17 protein-coding genes and 2 pseudogenes are annotated in these 19911 nt (G+C 58.6%); 11 read left to right on the forward strand and 8 right to left on the reverse strand.

Features of this window, described 5'->3' with window-relative positions:
* Positions 1–129: 129 nt before the first annotated feature.
* The 7 genes and pseudogenes from RFM68_RS32460 to RFM68_RS32490 all read left to right on the forward strand — a co-directional run.
* Positions 130–1201, forward strand: a pseudogene (locus RFM68_RS32460) (IS1380 family transposase); the annotation flags it as partial.
* Positions 1202–2711: 1510 nt separating this feature from the next.
* Positions 2712–3047: a LysR family transcriptional regulator gene (locus RFM68_RS32465; protein ID WP_320237021.1), complete on the forward strand. Its 336-nt coding sequence runs from the start codon at positions 2712–2714 to the stop codon at positions 3045–3047.
* Between the two features lie 202 nt (positions 3048–3249).
* A complete protein-coding gene (locus RFM68_RS32470) occupies positions 3250–3753 on the forward strand; it encodes a Mu transposase domain-containing protein (protein WP_430695002.1) in 504 nt (167 codons plus the stop codon).
* A gap of 12 nt (positions 3754–3765) precedes the next feature.
* Positions 3766–3930, forward strand: a pseudogene (locus RFM68_RS32475) (ATP-binding protein); the annotation flags it as partial.
* A gap of 104 nt (positions 3931–4034) precedes the next feature.
* Complete coding sequence (locus RFM68_RS32480) at positions 4035–4979, forward strand: dihydrodipicolinate synthase family protein (RefSeq protein WP_320237023.1); 945 nt, start codon at positions 4035–4037, stop codon at positions 4977–4979.
* Positions 4957–6483, forward strand: coding sequence for an aldehyde dehydrogenase (locus tag RFM68_RS32485; protein WP_320237024.1), 1527 nt, complete (start codon positions 4957–4959; stop codon positions 6481–6483). Before RFM68_RS32480 ends, RFM68_RS32485 begins: the two co-directional genes overlap by 23 nt.
* A gap of 97 nt (positions 6484–6580) precedes the next feature.
* On the forward strand, positions 6581–7816 hold the full coding sequence (locus RFM68_RS32490; protein ID WP_320237025.1) for an NAD(P)/FAD-dependent oxidoreductase: 1236 nt from the start codon (positions 6581–6583) through the stop codon (positions 7814–7816).
* A 2-nt stretch (positions 7817–7818) separates the two neighbouring features.
* On the opposite strand, the gene RFM68_RS32495 is transcribed toward RFM68_RS32490, so the two are convergent.
* Entirely contained in the window at positions 7819–8730 is a 912-nt protein-coding gene (locus tag RFM68_RS32495; protein WP_320237026.1) for a LysR substrate-binding domain-containing protein, read from the reverse strand.
* Positions 8731–9268: 538 nt separating this feature from the next.
* Between RFM68_RS32495 and RFM68_RS32500 the strand changes: the two genes are divergently transcribed.
* The 4 genes from RFM68_RS32500 (at position 9269) to RFM68_RS32515 (ending at position 13187) form a co-directional block, all read left to right on the forward strand.
* A complete protein-coding gene (locus RFM68_RS32500) occupies positions 9269–10033 on the forward strand; it encodes an SDR family NAD(P)-dependent oxidoreductase (RefSeq protein ID WP_320237027.1) in 765 nt (254 codons plus the stop codon).
* Positions 10034–10168: 135 nt separating this feature from the next.
* Entirely contained in the window at positions 10169–11290 is a 1122-nt protein-coding gene (locus tag RFM68_RS32505; RefSeq protein ID WP_320237028.1) for an ABC transporter permease, read from the forward strand.
* A 12-nt stretch (positions 11291–11302) separates the two neighbouring features.
* On the forward strand, positions 11303–12331 hold the full coding sequence (locus RFM68_RS32510) for a quaternary amine ABC transporter ATP-binding protein (protein WP_320237029.1): 1029 nt from the start codon (positions 11303–11305) through the stop codon (positions 12329–12331).
* Positions 12332–12425: 94 nt separating this feature from the next.
* Positions 12426–13187 (forward strand): SDR family NAD(P)-dependent oxidoreductase, encoded by a 762-nt coding sequence (locus tag RFM68_RS32515; protein WP_320237030.1) that lies wholly within the window; start codon positions 12426–12428, stop codon positions 13185–13187.
* A 114-nt stretch (positions 13188–13301) separates the two neighbouring features.
* On the opposite strand, the gene RFM68_RS32520 is transcribed toward RFM68_RS32515, so the two are convergent.
* The 7 genes from RFM68_RS32520 to RFM68_RS32550 form a co-directional block, all read right to left on the reverse strand.
* Positions 13302–14051 (reverse strand): SDR family NAD(P)-dependent oxidoreductase, encoded by a 750-nt coding sequence (locus RFM68_RS32520; RefSeq protein ID WP_320237031.1) that lies wholly within the window; start codon positions 14049–14051, stop codon positions 13302–13304.
* Between the two features lie 34 nt (positions 14052–14085).
* Positions 14086–15057, reverse strand: a complete 972-nt coding sequence (gene proX, locus RFM68_RS32525) for a glycine betaine/L-proline ABC transporter substrate-binding protein ProX (protein WP_320237032.1) — start codon at positions 15055–15057, stop codon at positions 14086–14088.
* 389 nt (positions 15058–15446) lie between these two features.
* Positions 15447–16403, reverse strand: a complete 957-nt coding sequence (lipA, locus tag RFM68_RS32530; RefSeq protein WP_320237033.1) for a lipoyl synthase — start codon at positions 16401–16403, stop codon at positions 15447–15449.
* A 90-nt stretch (positions 16404–16493) separates the two neighbouring features.
* Positions 16494–17183 (reverse strand): 2-oxo acid dehydrogenase subunit E2, encoded by a 690-nt coding sequence (locus tag RFM68_RS32535; RefSeq protein ID WP_320237034.1) that lies wholly within the window; start codon positions 17181–17183, stop codon positions 16494–16496.
* Complete coding sequence (locus RFM68_RS32540) at positions 17183–17419, reverse strand: biotin/lipoyl-containing protein (RefSeq protein ID WP_320237035.1); 237 nt, start codon at positions 17417–17419, stop codon at positions 17183–17185. Before RFM68_RS32540 ends, RFM68_RS32535 begins: the two co-directional genes overlap by 1 nt.
* A 33-nt stretch (positions 17420–17452) precedes the next feature.
* Positions 17453–18457: an alpha-ketoacid dehydrogenase subunit beta gene (locus RFM68_RS32545; protein ID WP_320237036.1), complete on the reverse strand. Its 1005-nt coding sequence runs from the start codon at positions 18455–18457 to the stop codon at positions 17453–17455.
* A 5-nt stretch (positions 18458–18462) separates the two neighbouring features.
* Positions 18463–19479, reverse strand: a complete 1017-nt coding sequence (locus tag RFM68_RS32550) for a thiamine pyrophosphate-dependent dehydrogenase E1 component subunit alpha (protein ID WP_320237037.1) — start codon at positions 19477–19479, stop codon at positions 18463–18465.
* Positions 19480–19911: the final 432 nt, after the last annotated feature.

Here is a 19911-nt window from a genome sequence, read left to right on the forward strand (position 1 = left end):
ACCTGAATCAATCAACAGGTCGGTTCGAAGCGGCCGCTCATGATCGCGTGAAATCCCTGCTCACGATCAAATGAAATGAGCGCTCACCATCGCGTGAAATGGCTGCTCACAATCAGCGAAATGCGCAGCCTGACGCCGAAGCGAGAAGATTGTGCGGTGCTTGCTGGCAAGTCGACGCTGAACCGGCTGGAGCACGGCCGGGTCGGGGAGCCGACGCGCTATCACAAGATCAGTTACGACAAGGTCGCGTTGGAGGCCTTGTTCGTGGACCTGTTCCTGGAAGCCCACGACAAGCCGCCGGCCGAGATCGTGCTCGATCTCGACGCCACCGATGATCCGCTGCACGGCCGGCAGGAAGGCAGGTTCTTCCACGGCTACTACAACTGTTACTGCTATCTGCCGCTCTACATCTTCTGCGACCGGCACCTGCTGGCGGCAAAGCTCAGGCGTTCCAACATCGATGCCAGCAAAGGAGCGGTCGAGGAGGTTGAGCGGATCGTGACCCAGATCCGCAAAGCCTGGCCTAGGGTCCACATCATCCTGCGCGCCGATTCCGGCTTTGCGCGCGAGGAACTGATGGCCTGGTGCGAGATCAACCGCGTCGACTACGTCTTCGGGCTCGCCCGCAACGAACGGCTGGAAACCAAGATCGCCCCGGCCCTCGAGGAAGCCTGTCTGGTCTCCAGGAAAAGCGGCCAGGCCGCCCGGGTCTTCCGCGACTTCAGGTGGTCGACAAAAGACAGCTGGTCGCGCCGCAGGCGGGTCGTGGCCAAGGCCGAATGGATGACACAGGGCGCCAATCCGCGCTTCATCGTGACCTCACTCAAGCCGGAGCGCTGGGCGGCACGGGCGCTTTACGAGGAGCTCTACTGCGCCCGCGGCGACATGGAGAACCGGATCAAGGAATGCCAGCTCGACCTCTACGCCGATCGTACCAGTGCCAACTCACATGCGCGCCAATCAGCTGCGGCTGTGGTTCGCCTCGTTTGCGTATGTCCTGATCTGCGCCCTGCGTCGCCTCGGTCTTCCCCATACCCGGCTCGCCAACGCCAGCTGCGGCACGATCAGATTGAAACTGCTGAAGATCGGCGCACAGGTGCGCGTCTCGGTTCGTCGCATCAAGGTGGCGATGGCCTCAGCGTGTCCCTATGCCGAGGAGTTCGCCCTGGCTCACGCCCGAATACGTGCCGCGGCTCTGTGACGCCGCCGGACCCGAACCCTTCTCACAAACAACACAGGATACATTGCTGAGGAACCCGACCGTCGCACCACCGCGGCGCTGATCGCGCACGTCCTCAAACTCCACAGCCATGCCAGTGCCCGCGCCGCGTCACAACGGAGCCCGGCGCTAGATTCGGTGAGATAAGCGGGCTAGGGCCCAAGCCTGTGCAACTACTACCGTGCGCAGGCGCTTGCTGCAAGCGGCCTGCATGGTGAGGGCTAACCCTGCCGATCCTGGCGCGCTACGCCTCCGGCGAGGCCTTCACCGGATGGGTACGGCGCGCGGCCAGCGACACCGGGTGCCTCGCACCGAGATCCGATCTTCTCGCCAAACGCAGGTTCCTTTCGTGACTGACCTCTCGCGCTGCCAAGCTCGGCAAGGAAAAGGGGGCGGCATGGCGCGACTGACAGGGCAGTTTATACCTCCTCGTAGGCCGGTCAGTCCATCAAATGTGAATGATCCTGTGTTTGTCGATCCTGCAAACCTTGCGTCCCAAACCGGACAAAATGTCGGAAGTCCGACGAAACGGTCGCCCGGTGCGGCGCGACAGATGCGAGCGCGCATTGCCTCGCCTGAATTGTTCGGGATTTTGAACCATTGCCTAATCTGATTTGCTCCCGCATTTCGGTGGCAGCAGCAATTAGATGAGGCAGGTTAGCATGGCGACGGGGACGAGCTGGTGAGAGCGGTAACGGACCGCTACGCCCGAAGCGACCGGGCAGAGAAGTCGCGCATTTTCGATGAGTTTGTGGCGGTGAGCTTTCGCCGCAAGCATTCGCCGGTTGCGAGACGAATCGCAGGTGGCCATCCGGGGCCGCGGCCGGAGCGGCGGCTTTATGACAATGCAGTTGGTGGAGCTCTGATAGTGCACCGGACCTGCGGGAAGCGGCTGAAGGCGCTGGTGCCGGTCCTGGTTGAGGCGAGAGCGTCATGGGCACCTTCCGCTTGCGCCGGCAATCCGGATGCGGCTTTTGGCGATGAGTGCGGCAACGTCGACCGAGCGCTGCTGCGGTCCGCCAGACCGCAGGTGGCGGCAAGCTGCGCCAGCCCGCGCCACCCCAGGCGCTGCGGCAGAGCATTCCGATCCGCACCTTCGCCGACTGGCAGGATCCGCCGCCCGGCTTTGCCGACGCCGATCTGGTGGCACACAACGGCCCGGCACGATGGGTTCGAGCCGGCAATCGGCCGATCATAAGGCAACGGATAATGTCGGTGTCGGGGAGCATTTCACGGTGAGTCAACGGCTTCTCATCAGAATTGTCCCGCCACAGGCGTGGGCCGGTCCGTCGGTATGCGCGAGTGGTGCAGCTCAAATGATGCGCCAAGTGGCACGCAACTTGCTTAGATGATTTTGTCACGGCGGACGACCTCGATGCGTCACGAAGGCAGGCTCTCACTCTTTAGCGCGTACATGCTCGAGCCGATCCTTCGACCAGATCGACGTGGTTGGCTACTTGGACAGCGACTTTTGACCTGATTGGAGCGTTCGATGCTTCATCGTTATTATGAACTCCCGTCCATGACTGGTCTTGAGGCATTCGAGGCGTCGGCCCGCCACCTTTCATTCAAGCTTGCGGCTTCAGAGTTGAACGTGACACCAGGAGAGATATGCCAGCAGATCAACGCCCTTGAGGACGAGCTCGGGGTTCCGCTGATAGTGAAGTCGGAAACTTGCGTCATGCTTACCAGCTCTGGGATAGATTTCTATAACGTGTTGGCAAACAGCCTCTCCAATGTGTCCAACGTAGTGGAAGGCATTAAACGTGGCGATCGTTCCCTCAATGTCACGATTGCCTCGAAAATGCGTTCGCGTCGATGTGGCTGATACCGTGCATGCCGCGCTTTTGCGCACAGCTTGCAGATATCACAGTCGACATGTGATTGCCGACAGTCCACGCGACTATCTCCTCGCTAAGGTCGAGCTACGCATCCGCTATGGCTTCGGCATATGGCCTGGTAGCGGAACTGTTATTTGGCGACGTCATGTAATCCCATCTGTCGGCCCGGCTTCGCCCAAGAGCACTGCGATGCGGCGGCCAACTGCTTGCCGGAACTGCCCCTCCAGCCTCATTCGCCAGCAAGTCGATCTGAGAGCAACAGCACGCACCATCGAGATCCTCCATCGCGGCAAGCGCATTGCCGTCCATCAGCGCCGCTATGGCGGCCGTCGTCATGGGACGGATCCGGATCATATGCCCAGCTCCCACCGGCGATATGCCGAGTGGACGCCGGATCGCTTCCGTCGCTGGGCCGCATCCGTCGGGCCCGAGACGGAAGGCTTGGTTGTCGCAATCCTCGCCAGCCGCCCGCATTCCGAGCAAGGCTTTCGGACATGCCTAGGTGTCCTTCGCCTGTTTCGCAATATCCCACGCGATCGCGCCGACGCCGTGTCAGCCGGCGTCGAGATCGGTGGGCTGAACTGCAAGAGCATCGCTTCGCTTATCGCCAATCACAAGGCCGCAAGGCATTCCACCGAACCGACCGCCATCGTCAATCACGCCAATCTGCGTGGCCCTGATTACTTCCATTGACGAGACACACCAATGCTCATCCATCCGACCATCGACATGCTGCGCGAACTCGGCCTTCATGGCATGGCCACCGCCTTCCAGGAGCTCGACGCACAATCCAAAGCACGCGGCCTTGAGCATGGCGAATGGCTTGCCATGCTGCTCGAGCACGAGGCCACCATGCGTCGCCAGAAGCGGGGGCTTGCGCAAAAAAGTATCCTGCCGCGTGATTTTATTTCGGCTGCCGGCTGCGCAAACCTTGCATATAAGAACGAGCCTGAAGCCAAATTGGAGCCAGGCCGATGTCGTTCAAAGGCGTTATTCCACCCGTCACCACGCCCTTTCATGCGGACGGATCGATCGACCGCGACGGCTTCTGCGTCATGGTCGAGCATCTGGTGTCGTCAGGCGTGCACGGCATCATCATCGGCGGCACGACCGGCGAATACTACGCGCAATCGCGCGATGAACGCGTCGGCCTGCTGAAGCTTGCCAAGACCGTGGTGAAGGGCAAGGTGCCGCTGATCGCCGGCGTCGGCGCCATCCGCACCGAGGACTGTATCGAATACGCGCTGGTCGCCAAGGACCTGAAGTATGACGGTATTCTGATCGGCTCGCCATACTACGCCGTTCCCACGCAGCTGGAACTCGCCAATCACGCGCTGGCGATCGACAAGGCCGCCGACATGCCGGTGATGCTCTACAACTATCCCGGACGCACCGGCACGATGATGGACCTCGAGTTCCTCGACCGTGTCGGCCGCAGCACCAATTTCTGCGCCATCAAGGAGTCCAGCGGCAGCATGAACCAGCTGCACGCGCTGGCGCGCGACTATCCGCATATCGACCTGTTCTGCGGCATGGACGATCAGGCGCTCGAATTCTTCGCCTGGGGCGCCAAAGGCTGGGTCTGCGGCGCCGGCAATTGCCTGCCGGCAGAGCATATCGCGCTCTACCAAGCCTGCGTCATCGAAAAGGATTTCACCAGGGGCCGGCAGATCATGTCGGCGCTGCTGCCCTTGATGCGCGTCCTCGAGCATGGCGGCAAGTTCGTGCAGAGCGTCAAGTTCGGCTGCGAGCTGGCCGGGCTGCCGGCCGGCCCGGTGCGCCGACCGATGCGGGCGCTCGACGACGAACAGAAGCGCGAACTCGAGACGACGATCCGCACCCTTAAAACCGTCATCGCCTCCATCACCGCAAAATCCCAGAAGAGGGCTTCCGAGAATGTCATCGCTATTAACGCGTGATGAGTACAAGAATCTGGCGGACAGCCTGCCGCTGCCGACCAACGCGGTGATCGACGGCAAGGCGCGGGCGGCACAATCCGGCGAGACTTTCGAGACCATCAATCCCGCGACGGGGCAGGTGATCGCCAGGATCGCTTCCTGCGGCGAGGCCGACGTCGATCTTGCCGTCGAGAAGGCGCGGCTGGCGTTTGAATCGGGGGTGTGGTCGCGCGCGCATCCGAGCGAGCGCAAGCGCCTGCTGCGGCGCTTGGTCAAGCTGATGAAGCGAAACGTCCATGAGCTGGCCGTGCTTGAGACACTCGAAAGCGGCAAGCCCATCTACGATGTCTCAACCATAGACATTCCCGAGGCACTGCATTGTCTCGAATGGCACGCGGAGGCGACCGACAAGCTCTACGGCCAGACGTCGCCTTCCGGCGACGACGTCGTGTCGATGATCGTGCGCCAGCCGCTCGGCGTGGTGGCCTGCGTTCTGCCCTGGAATTTTCCCATCCTGATGCTGGCCTGGAAGATCGGTCCGGCACTCGCGACCGGCAATTCCGTGATCGTCAAGCCGGCCGGCCAGACCAACATGTCGACCTTGCGCATTGCCGAGCTTGCGCATGAGGCTGGATTGCCTCCGGGCGTCCTGCAGGTGGTCACCGGCCCCGGTGGGGTCATTGGCAAGGCGCTCGGAATGCATCCAGGTATCGACATGGTCGCCTTCACAGGCTCAACCGATGTCGGCCGGAAATTCCTCGAGTATTCCGCCAGGTCGAACCTAAAGCGTGTCGTGCTCGAGTGCGGCGGAAAGAATCCGTGCATCGTGCTCGACGACGCCGAGAACCTTGATGTCGTCGCCCAGCACGTAACGCAAGCTGTGTTCTGGAATATGGGTGAGAACTGCTCGTCCAGTTCCCGCCTGATCGCTCACGAAAAGATCAAAGACAGCCTTGTCGAGGCGGTGCTTCACAAACTCAAGGAATGGCCCTTGGGCGAGCCGCTCGATCCAGGCAACCGGCTCGGTGCCATCGTGTCGAAAGAACAGTTCGACCGCATCATGGGCTACGTCAAGATCGGCCGGGACGAAGGCGCCAGGATCGTGACGGGCGGGAAGGCCTACAAACACGGCAAGGGCTATTTCATCGAACCGACGATCTTCGACGATGTCACGCCGCAAATGACGATCGCACGCGAGGAGATCTTTGGGCCGGTGTTGTCGGTCATCAAGGTGGCCAACGCAGACGAGGCGGTCCGGGTGGCTAACGATACAGAATATGGGCTGGCCGCCTCTATCTTCACCGCCAATCTCGGCAAGGCGCATCGCATCGCGCGCGACGTCCGCGCCGGCACTGTGACCATCAACTGCTACGGCGAGGGCGACACCACGACCCCATTCGGCGGCTTCAAGCTTTCGGGCTTTGGAGGTCGGGACAAGTCGCTTCACGCACATGATCAGTACACCGAGCTCAAGACCATTTGGGCGGATATTTCCGACCCGAAGGTCGCGCGCTCCGTTGACTAGCGAGAGAGACGTCAGAGTGCTTCACGTCACAAGGATACCTGCCGACATCAATATGTCCGGCTGGTATGCGCTCCTCCCGCCTCCCAAGGCGCCGGAGGTGCTGCGCGGCCGCTACGAGGCCGATTGGGTTATTGTCGGGGGTGGCTTTGCCGGCCTCGCGGCCGCGCGGCGCCTTTCACAGCTGGTTCCTACAGACCGCATCGTTGTGGTCGATGCCCAGCGTATCGGTTGGGGTGCGGCTGGTCGGAACTCGGGTTTCATGATCGACCTACCACACCAGCTTGCCGGCGAAAATTATGGTGGCGCCCAGGATCATGACCGCAAACGCATCCGCATGAACCGCGCTGCCATTGAATTCTCAGCCTCGGCGGCAGACGAATACGGATTGCAGCGCTTCTTCGTGCGGGCCGGCAAGTTTCATGGAGCCGCAACGGAACATGGTCTCCGTTCCCTGCGCGACTTCGAAGGTCATCTGATCGGCCTGGCGGAGCCCTTCCAAAGCCTCGATGCCGCCGATCTGAAGCGCATCACGGGAACGGATTTCTTCATCGGCGGGACGTTCACCCCGGGAACGGTCATGGCGCAGCCAGCCGGCTTCATCCGCGGCCTCGCCGAAGGCTTGTCGGGTCGCGTGCAACTCTTCGAGAATTCGCCGGTCATATCGGTGCAGACGGGCAAAGTGCATACGGTGAAAATCGCCGAAGGCGAGATCGCCGCGCCACGGCTGATCCTGACGGTCAACGGTCACCTCGAAAGCTTCGGGTTCTTCAAGAAGCGCCTGCTGCATGTCTTCACTTATGCCAGCATGACAAGGCCGCTCTCCAAAAGCGAGCAGGCGGCTCTGGGCGGCGAGCCGCATTGGGGCCTGATCCCGGCCGACCCGATGGGATCGACCATCCGGCGCATCGGTGACCGGATCGTCGTCCGCAACACCTTCACCTATAACCCGGACATGTCGACGAGCGAGAAGCAGGTCGCCCAGATCGGCGTTGGCCACGTTCGATCATTCCGGGCGCGCTTCCCGATGCTGGGCGACATACCGATGGAGTTTCGTTGGGGAGGACATCTGTGCCTTTCCCTCAACTCTGCGCCGGCGTTTGGAGAAATAGAGGAACGAGTGTTTGTTGCCGGATGCTGCAACGGGCTTGGGACGGTGCAGGGCACCCTTTACGGAATGCTGGTCGCCGACCTTGCCGCCGGCAGCAACGAGCCGATGGTCGCGGAGGCCCTGAACGAGCCGGCTCCGTCCCGCCTCTATCCTGAGCCACTAATGTCGATCGGCGCACCACTGAAATTGTGGGCGATGCACCTGCGCGCGGCGCGCGAACTTTAAGGTCAATTGCCGCGCTCTTCGGCCGAAACCTCACGTAGCCATGCTCGAAACAACTCCGCCGCAGGCGACAGGATTCGATTGTCGTTCCAGGTCAGATAATATGCTCCAGGAGCGGGCAGTTCGAGATCTGTGATCCGTACCAGTTTGCCTTCCTCTATCAGTGTCCGAACCAACCGGTGCCACCCAACCGCAACTCCTTGGTCGGCCTGGGCAGCCTGCAGCGTCACGAAAAATTTTCCAAACCTGCGGCCTCGGGGGGCACCGTGGGGAATGCCTGCGCGACGCAGCACTTCATCCCAATCAGCCCATTCGGGGTCGACCCAATTGACGTGCAGAAGTGGCAGCTCCGATAGAGACTCCGCAGTGGCGTCCCGATGAACTTGGGCGAACCCCGGACCGGCGACAGGATAGATGACGTCGTCAAAAAGCATTTCAGTGGTTTCATCGGACCACGAACCGAACCCGTAGCGAATGCGCAGATCAACCTCGGAGCGACGGTAGTCGCGAGAGTTATCAGAAATAAGGTGATCGACCGCAATTTCCGGGTAGCGCGTCCAAAAGCCAGGCATGCGCGGGATCAACCACATCGAAGCGAATGCATCTGAGCACGCAACGGTGACATTTTTGGACCGATCGCCGCGCTTGACCGTCCTGACAACCTCGGACGCTTTGGAAAAGCCGCTAGCCAATACCGCATAGAGATCTTCGCCGGCGCTGGTGAGCATGACGCCACTTCCCAGTCGGACGAATAGGGGGACGCCGATTTCCTCCTCTATCGCTTTTATTTGCCGACTGACTGCGCCAGGCGTCACATTCAGTTCCGAAGCCGCGAGCTTGAACGACAGGTGCCTCGCAGACGCTTCGAACACCGCTAACGCTGTCAATGACGGCAGGTCGTAATAGCGACGAACCATTTAATATAAGCTCCAAGAACTCGTGACGCATGACGCGTTGGCAACGCCTGAGGCCAGAACGCTAACGATGTCAAGAGGCACTGTTGCCAGGCGATGACACGGCCCAGAAATCCCTTCACATCCATAATGCGGGCGTCAACCTGCAATGCAGGTCGAGGAGGACGCATTCCGGACTTATCGTGCTGCATCAAAATCAACTCGGGGATGAGACTTTTGCAGGGGCCGAGTCTCTGGTCTTTGGCATGTGGTTCGAGGATATATATGCTCGTCGAAGAATAGTTTGAGACAATGACCGATGGCAGGAAGCGATGACGAACAACCCTACCGCGGAGGCTTGCCTGACCTTTGTACATATCGTGAGTGACCGTTGTGGCACTCGCGGGCTTTCTGAGGCGCTTCGAGGCCGACTTTGTCGGACGCAGACAAACATCTGCTGCAGCGCCGGCCTATCAAAAACGAGATCTACTCTGGAGGTCCAATTGGCTTTTCATCCAAGTTTGCGGCCGCGTCGAGACGGCGCTTAAAGCAGGATACTTCGATGGCGGAACGACTGTCAGGAAAAATTGCAATAATCACCGGTGGTGGACGCGGCATCGGCGCCGGAATCACCAGACGCTTCGCGGAGGAAGGGGCAACAGTTGCCATTGTGCAAAGGAATCCGCCGCCTGATGCCCTGCTCGACGAGCGTGTGACTTACGTGAAGGCCGATCTTTCGAACTCAGCGAATATTGCTTCGGCCGTACAGTCCGTCGTCGAGCGGTTCGGGGGCCTCGATGTCCTAGTCAACAACGCAGGGATCATGTTCGAAAAGACTATCGACGAAATGACCGAGAGCGAATGGGACCAGATGATGAATATTAATTTGAAGGCTCCATTCTTGCTGACCAAGCAGGCTGTGCCGCATTTTCGAAAGCGTGGCAGCGGAACCATCATCAATATCGGCTCGATCGAGGGACTGGCATCCAATCCTCGACATGCTGCATATTGCGCCTCGAAGGCAGGAATTCACGGGTTCACCGCAGCGATAGCCGTCGATCACGGGCACGAGGGAATCCGCTGCAACGCGATCGCGCCAGGCTGGATCAATTCCGCTCTTAGCGAGATTTACATTGACGGCATGACCAACAGCGCCCGCGTCCGGAAGGAGTTGCTGGCAATGCATCCGGTCGGACGCCTGGGCGAGCCGAGGGATGTCGGCAATCTGGCGGTCTGGCTTGCTTGTGAAGAGAGCGCCTTCGTGACCGGGCAGGTCTACGTTGTCGACGGCGGCCGGACAAAGAAACTGCCTCTGCCGATCGCTTGAAATGAGGAATACTTAAGGGCCTTTGGCCCAGCCCCTCGGCTGTCATCACCCATACACCGTCAGCACTCATCCCAAAGTGTCAAGGCCGCCGATCGAGCGCTTCCGTCCAGAATCGGCGCTGGCCTCATCGATGAAATGGACTCCTCCTGGTACGAAGTTTTGCCGGCTTCCCGCGCCTTAAGCGTGGCCTGCGACGAAATAAAATCACCCGTCACGCTATTTTTTTGCCGCCCTTGCCAAAGGCAACTCGTGCTAACGTTACAACTGCACAGTTCAAAAATGAAACGGGGAACAACGATGGACGGATGTGGCCTTTTGAACCCGTTTGGTTGCGCGAAGCTGCCGCTGGGGTCCTGGTTAAGCGACGCATTGACCTGGACGGTTGAGAACTATCGACCTTTCTTCCAAACCGTCAAAGCGCCTTTCGATACGGTTTTGGAGTCGCTGACGCACTTTATGACATCGGCACCGCCCACACTTGTCATCGCTGTTATAATGCTGCTGACTTGGCAACTTTCCAACTGGCGCCTGGCGGCCGCCCTCGCTGCCATCCTCTTCTTCGTGGGGTTTATCGGCGTTTGGCCAGAAACGATGACAACACTGGCGATCGTGCTTACCGCCTTGGTCTTCTCGTTGGCCGTAGGCATCCCGCTCGGGATCCTGTCGACCCGATCTCAGCTGTTGTACGCGATCCTGCGCCCCATCCTTGATGGTATGCAAACGATCCCGGCTTTCGTTTATCTGGTTCCAGTCGTCATGCTTTTCGGCATAGGCAACGTCCCGGGTGTGATTGTTACGGTGATCTTCGCCGTCGCACCAGTGATCCGCTTGACGTATTTGGGCATTCTTCAGGTTCCCGAAGAAGTCAACGAAGCCATGCGTGCCTTTGGTGCCACCGATGTGCAATTGCTCTGGAAAGCCCAACTTCCTCTCGCCTTGCCGACTATCATGGCGGGCGTCAACCAAACACTGATGATGTCCCTGTCCATGGTCGTGATCGCCTCCATGATTGCTGTTGGCGGACTCGGCCAGATGGTGCTTCGCGGTATCGGCCGCCTCGACGTTGGCCTCGCAAGCGTTGGAGGTCTCGGTATCGTTGCCCTGGCCATCATTCTCGATAGAATAACACAGGCCCTTGCGCAGCCTCGAAAGCGCCCAGGAGATATCTTCGCGCATGGTCCTGCGGCGACAATTGGCTATGCGATGCGCCAATTTAGAACGTCTCCCGGTCAGCGGCAGGCATCTGCGTCCGAGTAACAAAGGCATCCGATGAGCAATCCTGTCGTTCAATGTTCCGGTATCTGGAAAATCTTCGGAAATAAGGCGGATCCCGCGCTGCGGGCCATCAGAGAGCAAGGACTATCGAAGTCTGAGGCACTAAAACAATACGGTGCTGTGACCGCAGTGGCCGATGTATCCTTCTCGGTCGACCAAGGCGAAATATTCTGCATAATGGGTCTGTCCGGATCCGGCAAATCCACTCTGATCAGGCACATAAACCGGTTGGTGGAACCCACCGACGGCGAGATCATCGTGGCTGGCCGCAATGTGAATGCGTTAAGCAACTCGGAACTGCGGGCCCTGCGCTCAACGAGCGTGGGAATGGTGTTTCAGAACATGGCTTTGCTGCCGCACCGCAGCGTGCAGGAGAATGTCGCTCTAAGCCTCGAATTGCGCGGGATAGGTAAAGCCCAGCGCTTGCGCACCGCGAAGGAAAAGCTGAAGCTTGTAGATTTGGAAGAGTGGGGCCTACGATTCCCGGATGAGCTGTCGGGCGGCATGAAACAGCGTGTCGGATTGGCTCGAGCCATGGCGGCCGATCCAGAAATTCTGTTGATGGATGAGCCTTTCTCCGCTCTCGATCCACTAATCCGTAGGCAACTGCAGCAGCAGTTTCTGGAACTGTCAAAGCTCGTCAAGAAGACAACCATCTTCATCACTCATGACCTCGACGAAGCGATCCGACTTGGCACCCATATCGCCATCATGAAGGATGGCAGGTTCGTCCAGGTTGGCACCCCGGAGGAGATCGTCACAGAACCGGCGGACGAATACGTGGCCGACTTCGTGAAGGGTATTTCGCGCCTTGAACTTGTCACGGCTCGAAAAATCATGAAACCGATCCCGGCTATGCGAAACACAATGTCTCGCAACGGCGCCACCGTGGCGGTTACGGAAAAGATCGGTGCTATCATCGATTTGGCGGCACAATATGATGGCGACATAACCGTGCTGGACGGCAATCAGCCGGTAGGCATGATCTCGCGCAATGATCTCCTGCTTGGAGTACGCGGCTGAGCGGCTAATACGCTTGCCCAGTGACGCGGCATGTCCGGATTGTGAGATAGCAAGAATCCTCCCCTTCGCCTCGACACCTGCAGGACAGACAGACATGAAACGCATTCCTTCTCGTGGCAATTTCGACTTATCCGGCAAAACCGCTTTGATAACAGGTGGAGCACGCGGCATAGGCCTGGAAATCGCGCTCACCTTACAGGACGCGGGCGCTACGATTATCCTTACTGACGCTGATCGACTTCGCGCCGACGAGGTCGCAGATCAGTTCCCCATCAAGCCTCAAGTTCACCAGCTCAATGTTGCCGACTCGCGTGCGGTCACCGAACTCACGGCCAAAATCGGTATCTGCCCCGACGTGCTGGTAAACAATGCAGGCGTATCTCGTGCCGCTCCGACCAGGCGAACCACCGACGAAGATTGGCGAACTGTTATGTCCGTCAATCTTGATGGCGTTTTCTACTGCAGCCGCGCGTTCGGCTGCCTGATGGCGGAGCGCGGCTCCGGCGCCATCGTAAATATCAGTTCCATGTGCAGCGAAATCGTCACACGCCAAGAATCGGCTGTCACGGCCTACAATGCGAGCAAGGCCGGAGTGAACATGGTGACGAAGACACTTGCCTGCGAGTGGGCAAGATCAGGCGTACGCGTAAACGCCGTCGCGCCTGGGTTCGTGCAGACCGAGATGACGGACAAGTACCCGGAGGAAGTCCTCAAGGCTTGGTCGGAACAGACTCCGATGCACCGCCTTGGTCAGCCCCACGAGATTGCATCCGCAGTCCATTTTCTGGCGAGCGACGCCGCAAGCTACGTCACAGGCACGGTTCTGATTGTCGATGGCGGTTATACTTGCTGGTGAGAGGCCTGCTTGCCATCTCATATCAATCACGATTTGGCCCCGCCGCCAACTCACAGCAGTTGGCGTCCTCCGCAACTGGAAGACGCCTGGAAAAGAACAGAGCCGATTGCGGGTCTATCCGCCCATATATGAGCCACCATTTACATGAATTGTCTGACCCACAATATAGCTGGCAGCATCGCTACATAGGAACGCCACCGCGTCGCCGACCTCCTCGCCGGTACCGAAACGGCCAGCTGGCGTAACCGATAGAAACTGGTCTCCCCTCTGCTTCAAAAGTTCCGTGACCATTGGGGTGTCGATGGTCCCAGGAGACACGTTGTTAACTCGTATGTTTGGCGAAAGCTCCCTCGCGAGAGATTTGACGAAAGCCAGCACGCCCCCTTTTGAAGCGCCATAATGAACGTGCTCCGGCGAGCAGCCTTCATGAGCAGCAGACGACGCGATCGTGACGATCGTGCCGCCAGGCCTGATGTGAGGAATTGAGCGTCTGCAAATGTAGAACACTCCATCCAAGTTTATGGCCATGGTGCGCCGCCATTGGGCGTCGGTCATCGTGGCAAATGGTTGCTCCTCGAAGATTGCCGCGGCCGGGATGACATGGTCGATATGACCAAAGCTTGCGACGCACCTGGCCACGGCGGCATCAGCGTCAGACGGATTGCTCGCATCATAGGCGACCGGTACAACCCGTTCAGCGGTGGGATCAAGCGAGGATGCCAGTTTCGTGACACTCTGCTCGTCGTAGTCGGCCAGCACTATGCGGGCTCCCAACCGATGAAAGGTTCGGGCAATAGCGCTGCCGATTCCCCCGGCAGCGCCCGTCAAAATGACGACTTGATCTAGAAGGCCGTTCTCAATCAATATCTTCCTCCTGCGGCGGACTTGCCGTTCAAACTTAATGGGCGGCTTTGGCTTCCGCGATCCATTGATCCCATTTCGTCTTGTTTTTGGCGATCCAGTCCAAGCCCGCTTGCTTGATTTGCTCGTTGGAATTTTCTCCCTTATAGATCCTGAGGTCTTCTGCGTTAAGATCCTCGATCGGGATAGCCACGAGTTCAAAGAATTTTTTTGCAGATGGGTTGTTCTTGACGAAGGATGTGGCCGCGACAATACGCTGCTGGATCATTGGAAACCCAAGATTGCCCAGGCCCGGGACTGTGGTGTCGGCCGTCATCCCTTTGGGCAGGTCGGTCTTCTTCACGTTAAGGAAGACAACGTCCTTCCCAGGCTGCAGGATGCTCGACACCCAAAGGGGAGTCCACGTGTAGTAAAGGGTCGGCTTGCCGTCCTTGACGCGTTGGATTGCGTCAGGAATGATTGCGAAGTAGCCACCTTGCTTTTCTTCGACCGTATCGCGCAGTCCATATGCGTCTAGGTGGTGTTCAATGATCAATTCACAGCCCCAACCTGGCTCGCAACCATAGAGATCCGCTTTGCCGTTGCCGTCGATGTCGAACAGCTTTGCCTTCTCTGGATCTTTCAGATCTTCAATATACTTGATTCCAGTAGCGTCGGCCGTCTTCTTGTCGATCAAATAGCCCTGTATGTTATCGGCAGAGATGTGGCCGAGGCGAGATAGTACGGCCTCCCCGCCGTTTTCCTTTATGTACTGGTCATGAAGCGGTTCCGCAGACGCAGCAAAGAACGTGGCATCGCCCTTGGCCATTGCGACATACGCCAACTGGATCTGGAGTTGGACCGGCTCCGCTACATCATAGCCCAGCTGCTTGAGCCCCTCGTCTACGATGTATGTCTGCATGAGGTTTTCTGAGATCCCATCCCACGCTGAGACAACCTTTTCACCAGCCAGAGCCGCAGATGAAGAAAGAACAGAGCTCACTAGGATAGAGCAAAGCAACGACTTCATGGTATAATCTCCCTATTTGTATTGTTGGTCATTCGTCTTCCATCAGGACAGCCTTTTTTCACCAGCTGGATTCGTCATCGCAGACTAGTATCCTGTCTCGATTTGTTTGCGTTACCCTTACCTTCGCTAGTCGAGCGGCTCGGACGCTTTCAGTAGGTCTGTCGGCGGTTCTGAAGCGCCTCTTCCCTATGTCGTTTTAGCATCCGCTGAGAAAAACGGATCAGAAAAAAAAATACCTCCCGGTTGAGTTTTTTGATCGGCACAGGCTCAGTTGTTTTGACGGCCGCTCCCCTGTCTGCCGTTGAATATGCCGGGTGAGCCAAACTGTGCGCACCACCCTCGGCAGATCGAGGTTCGAACCAGCCGGTGAAGCGCCTGCGAGATATTACTCAGATTGTTCTGGCCTCGCGAGCCGCGCGCAGCCTGGCGAAATCCTCGCCGGCATGGTGCGAGGAGCGCGTCAGCGGGCTCGACGCTACTAGGAGAAAACCCTTCGTCTTGCCAATCGTCTCATAGGACTTGAATTCGTCCGGCGTGACGAAGCGGGTCACCGGATAGTGTTTCTTCGACGGCTGCAGATACTGGCCGATGGTCATGAAATCGACATTGGCCGAACGCAGGTCGTCCATCAGTTGCAGCACCTCGCTCCGCTCCTCGCCGAGGCCGACCATGATGCCGGACTTGGTGAAAATCGACGGATCGAGTTCCTTGACGCGCTGCAACAGCCGGATCGAATGGAAGTAACGCGCTCCGGGGCGGACGGTCAGATAGTTCGACGGCACGGTTTCGAGGTTGTGGTTGAAGACGTCGGGCTTGGCCGCGACGACGATCTCCAGCGCGCCGTCCTTGCGCAGGAAGTCGGGCGTCAGGATCTCGATCGTCGTCGAGGGGGTAGCCGCGCGAATGGCGTGGATGACGTCGGCGAAATGCTGCGCGCCGCCATCGGCCAGATCGTCGCGGTCGACGGAGGTGATGACGACGTGGCTGAGGCCCATCTGCTTGATTGCGTGGGCGACGCGCGCGGGCTCGTCCGGATCGAGCGCGGTCGGGATGCCGGTGGCGACATTGCAGAAGGCGCAGGCGCGCGTGCAGATCTCGCCCATGATCATGAAGGTGGCGTGCTTCTTGTCCCAGCATTCGCCGATATTCGGGCAGCCGGCCTCCTCGCACACCGTCACCAGCTTGTGCGACTTCACGATCTCGCGCGTCTCGGCATAGCCCTTGGAAACCGGTGCCTTGACGCGGATCCAGTCGGGCTTGCCCAGCACCTCCTGGTCGGGCCTGTGCGCCTTCTCGGGATGCCGCGGGCGCGGCGCATTCGCAATCATGTCGAGAACAGTGACCATATATTGCCATCAGGACGGTCGGCAGATTGATGCTGGTAGGCTTATGGCCGATTCACCTGTTCGAGCCCGTTCCGCAAGTGATGCCTCAGCTCATTGCAATCTGTCGGGGTTCAGAATGGCACCCCGCAAACTCTGCAGGAACTTGCTCGCTTCAACCCCGTCGATAGCTCGATGGTCTACTGAAAGCGTGCAAATAGCGGTCGTAGCTGTTCGCGTTCCGCCTTCCGCATCCGGGACGGCTCTCGGCGCAGCGCATCCAACGGCCAAAATGGCACATTGCGGCGGATTAATGATAGCATCGAACTGCTCGACTCCGTAGCTGCCGAGATTGGATAGGCCAAACGAGCCGCCTGAAATCTCGCTGAGCTTGAGCGCATTGCGACTGGCTCGCTCGGCAAAATCCTTCACTTCTGCGGCTATCTCCACCACCGATTTGGCTTCCGCACCTCGCACCACGGGAGTTGCAAGCCCCCCTTCGACGGCGATCACGACGGAAATGTCGGCACTGTGAAACCGGTGTATTGCAGTATCTGTCATTTGGATGTTGAGCGCGGGGTTTTCGATCAACGACACCGCAATGGCTTTGATGAAACAATCGTTAACCGATATCTTAGTGGACGGATTAGTCTCATTGGCGACCTTTCGCCAATGCAAAAGAGCATCAACTTCCACATCCGCGACAAGCCGGAAATGTGGAATTGTTTGCTTGGAGTGCGTCATCCGAGCGGCAATGGCTTTCCGCAACGGCGTCAACGGGATTTCGGTATAAGGCCGCGACATTAGCCTTCAATCGTTCCAATGACGGCATTGATATCGACGGTCTTACCTTCCGGCGCAATGATCGACGCCAATTTACCACTCGCGGGCGCCTCGATCTCCACGGTCGCCTTGGCCGTCTCGGCCTCGACAATCGTCTCGCCCTCCACAACTTCGTCTCCGACGCTCTTTAGCCAGCGCACTATCGTAGCTTCCTCGATGCCCATTCCACTGGAGGGCAGGACAATTTCGGTGGTCATCTTTGAACCCATCCTCTTCAAATACCTAGCTCGTCAGAGCAACCGACGCACGGCCGCGATGATGTGATCCTTGGTCGGGAAGAAGCCTTTCTCGATCGACGGACTGAAAGGTACATGGATGTCCGGAGCGCACACGCGAAGGATGGGACGCTTGAGAAGATCGAAGGCCTCTTCCGCAACCACGGCAGCAATCTCACTGCCCACGTTGCAGATGCGGTGGGCATTTTCAACGATCACAAGCCGCCCGGTCTTGGCCACCGATGCCTTGACCGTTTCAAAATCAAGCGGCTTCAGTGTGCGTGGATCAATGACCTCCACAGAGATGCCCTCTGCAGCCAGGGCGTCCACAGCGTCCATGGTCGGCCGCATCGCGCCGGCTATGGCGACCAGGGTCACGTCTCTTCCTTCCCGCTTCACATCGGCCTTGCCGATCGGGATGACATAATCTGGATCAGTAGGCACGTCTCCCTTGATCGCCCAGAACCGGGCATCCTCGAAGACCAGGACGGGATCGCCATCGCGAATGGCCGCCTTCATAAGGCCCTTCATGTCGGCAGCGTTGGTCGGGCAAATGATCTTGAGGCCCGGAACATTCATGAAGAACGGGTAGGGTCTGTCGGCATGCTGCGCGGCCTTCGAGCCGATCGAGTACATGGAGCAACGAAACACGATCGGGATATCGATCTGACCGCCAGTCATATATTGCAGCTTTGAGGCCTGGTTGATGATCTGGTCCGAAGCCAGATAGACGAAGCTCGCGATCGTGAGGTCCACGATGGGTCGCAAGCCGTTGATGGCGGCACCGATTCCCAGGCCCGTGAAGCCACCTTCGGAAATGGGCACATTCCAAACTCGGTTCTTGCCAAATCTTTCGATAAGTTTGTACCCGCCGTAGATTGGTACGTCCTCTCCCAGCAGAACAACGCGCTCGTCACGCTCCATCTCTTCCAACTGCGCCTGGGTGATGGCCTCAAGATAGGTCATCTGAACATGCGAGGGCAAGGACTCGTCGGTGATTTTCTGGAGATTGGTGTGCATGACGATCAATTCGTTCCCAGCCCAGTCGCGAAGCTGTTATGGCCGATGAGCGGCGTGTTAAACATGTAATCGGCCAGAGACTCGGGTGGCGGCATGGGGCTTGCCAGGCCAAATTGTATGGCCTGCTTGACGGCTTCGACCACCTCGCCCTCAATCGCGTTCAGACGCTCTTCCTTTACGCCCTGTTCGATCAGCGCCGCACGATAGAGCACAATGGGATCGCGATCACGTTTGTAGGTCTCCACTTCTTCGACCGATCGGTAGGGCTCGCCCGGAATCGCCAAGCCGAAATTGTGCTCATCAAAACGATAGGTGTTGGCGACGATGAGTGTGGGCCCGTCACCGGACCGGGCCCGGGTGACTGCTTTTGCCGTGGCCAGATAGACCGCGTCGAGATCTTGCCCGTCCACTGCAACTCCGGGCATGCCGTAGCCTTCGGCCCGAAGCGCGATGTCAGGCTGGCCGTGGCTTTGCAAAACGGAGGTGGTGATTGCATAGCCGTTGTTTTCACACAGATAGATCACAGGCAGCTTCCAGAGCGCAGCCATATTGAGGCTCTCATGAAAGGTGCCTTGATTGACCGCGCCGTCGCCGAAGAAGCAGAGCGTGACCTGGTCGACGCCGCGCACCTTCGCACTGAACGCACATCCGGTCGCCAGCGGAATGCCACCGCCAACTATGCCCGATTCGCTGATGATGCCGACCGACCTGTCCGCCAGGTGCATCGAGCCCCCGCGCCCCTTGCAGATGCCGCCTTGTTTTCCCATCAGCTCGGCCATGAGGACGTCCAAGCGCCCGCCCTTGCCGATTGGATGGCCGTGCGACCGATGCGTTCCGGTCATCGCGTCATCGTCGCGAAGGGCGATACACGACCCAACAATGGCTGCTTCCTGACCAATGCTGGCATGGAAGTTGCCGGGGATCTTGCCGCCCTTGAAGAGACGCATGCCTTCTTCTTCAAAGCGACGGATTCTTAGCATCCGCCGGTAAGCCTCTAATTTCTGCTCAACGTTCAACTGCATCGCCACAGCTAACTCCGATATGCCAACAAAAGATAAGCAAACCGGCGGTCCTAATAGATTTGGACGACCGAGAGCGCATTCCTACGAGCGCATTCCTACACGTAGCGTTAGGCAAGTTGAGAGCCTACACCCGTCGACACCGGCTCGTAGCCAGTTGCGATGCGATTATCGACCGCCAGCGCAATTTGCCACTTACCCTTGACGACCGGAACGCTAGCTCCAAAGGCTGACCAGAGAAAACGAGTGACGCTCGTACCCCTCATTAATCGGCACCTTGGGACCTTCGCAACTTACCTTGACAGCTTGTGACATGAGGTAGCTTGCCGACGCAGCGCACCGCAACCGAAATAAACTCAACTCAGAAGCTACTTTTTCTGCGCTGCGAAGGGTGCGGCCCTGACCAGCGTTTGATCCGACCAGCGGCCGAGTTCA

The organism is Mesorhizobium montanum (assembly GCF_033977145.1).
In the GTDB taxonomy this organism is placed as follows: Bacteria; Pseudomonadota; Alphaproteobacteria; order Rhizobiales; family Rhizobiaceae; genus Mesorhizobium; species Mesorhizobium montanum.